This is a genomic window from Gammaproteobacteria bacterium (assembly GCA_028817255.1).
In the GTDB taxonomy this organism is placed as follows: domain Bacteria; phylum Pseudomonadota; class Gammaproteobacteria; order Porifericomitales; family Porifericomitaceae; genus Porifericomes; species Porifericomes azotivorans.
In genome coordinates this window covers 1-1,530 of the sequence record JAPPQA010000165.1, presented here as the reverse complement: position 1 = coordinate 1,530, position 1,530 = coordinate 1, and the positions used below count along the sequence as shown (strand labels likewise).

Genomic DNA, 1,530 nt, shown 5'->3' with positions numbered 1-1,530 from the left:
GGAAAAACCAGGAGCGGCGTCATGATCCCCTGGCGGCCCATGCATGCCATCGTCGCCCGCGACCTGAAGCGCATGATCCGGCAACGCGGCCGGCTGGTCAGCTCCATGGCGCGCCCGCTGATCTGGCTGCTGGTCATCGGCGGCGGCTTCGGCTCCCTGCTGGAGCAACTGGGCCGCGAAGGCTACCAATACTTCCTGATCGCGGGCATTCTATGCATGACGCTGCTGTTCGGCGCCATTCTCGCCTCCCTGGCCATGGTTTACGACAAAGAAGCAGGGGTAATGCGCATGCTGATGATCGCCCCCTTCGCGCATCCCTGGATCCTGGTCGCCCGCACCTTAAGCGCGGCGTTCGTAGGGCTGGCGCACGCCCTCCTGCTGCTGGCGCTGCTGGCGGCCATGGGCTTCCTGCAGCCGCTCCCGCACCTGCCCCTGCTGGCCGTTGGCATGGCGATCACCGCCCTGTTCAGCGCCAGTCTGGGCACGCTGATCGCCGTCTTCAGCAAAACCCTGGAGAATTTCGCGGTGATCATGAACTTCTTCATCTTTCCCGTCTTCTTCCTGAGCGGCGCGCTCTACCCCATCGAGCACCTGCCGGACGCCCTGAAAATCGCCACCCTGCTGAATCCCTTCAGTTACTGCGTGGACCTGCTCAAGCACGCCTTGTTGCCGCGGGCCGACCTGCCGCCGGACTTCGCCGCCGATTTCTCCGTCGCCCGCGATCTGCTGCTGCTGGTCTCCTGCATGGCGGCGACGCTGGCCATCTCCTGCCTGCGCTTCTCGCGCCCGCAGGTCCTGGAGCGGCTCGCGGCCAGGCTGAGCGACGGGCGGCGCGGCTAAAGCTCGGCCGGGGAGGCGGCAGGGGCGGGAGGACGGCGCCGGAAGGGAGGCATGCGCTGTAGCGTATCCACGCTGCCGGGCCGCCAAAAGTGCAACAGCGCCCCGAACAGGTGCAAGGCGATCAGGCACAGCAACACCACGGCAAAGGCATTGTGAAAACCGGTAAACAGTTCGTTCAGCGGCGGCGCCTTCCAGCCCCACTGCGGCAGGGGAATGCCCCACCAGCGGGTGCTGTAGCCGCTGAAAGACGAGGAGAGATAGCCGCTGAGCGGCTGCAGGAACAAGAAGACATAGAACAGGCGGTGCACCGCCAGCGCCAGGCGCACCTGCCACAGAGGCATGGCGGGCGGCCATGCCGGCGGCGGGCGGCGCAAGCGCCAGGCGAAACGCAACACGAGCAGCAATAATGCGCTCAGTCCCAGGGATTTGTGCAGAGCGAAGGCAAAACTGCGCTCGTCGCTGCCCCTGGGCAAGTCAACCATGTAAAATCCCAGGCCCAGCAGGCAGAACACCAGTACAGTCATGACCCAATGCAGTGCCGCCGCCACCCGGTCGTATCTAGGCAAAATATTATCCTCCCATCCCGGGGAGAACGGCGGCGCCCCGCCGCCCATCCGGGGAAACTCCATGCGCGCCGCACAGTATAGGCAAGCGGCAAAAAGGCGACAAATGCGCCGCCGGGGGGCGCCG

General features: G+C 65.6%; 2 protein-coding genes. One reads left to right on the top strand and one right to left on the bottom strand.

The features are described 5' to 3' along the window. Positions 1-21 precede the first annotated feature (21 nt). Complete coding sequence (locus OXU43_06885; GenBank protein ID MDD9824878.1) at positions 22-840, top strand: ABC transporter permease; 819 nt, start codon at positions 22-24, stop codon at positions 838-840. Here the strand turns inward: OXU43_06885 and OXU43_06880 are convergent. Next, a complete protein-coding gene (locus OXU43_06880; GenBank protein ID MDD9824877.1) occupies positions 837-1,406 on the bottom strand; it encodes a cytochrome b/b6 domain-containing protein in 570 nt (189 codons plus the stop codon). The genes OXU43_06885 and OXU43_06880 overlap by 4 nt on opposite strands. Positions 1,407-1,530 lie beyond the last annotated feature (124 nt).

Excerpts from the sequence above, each read along its gene's own strand:
- OXU43_06885 (MDD9824878.1), top strand. The coding sequence starts at position 22 with ATGATCCCCTGGCGGCCCATGCATGCCATCGTCGCCCGCGACCTGAAG.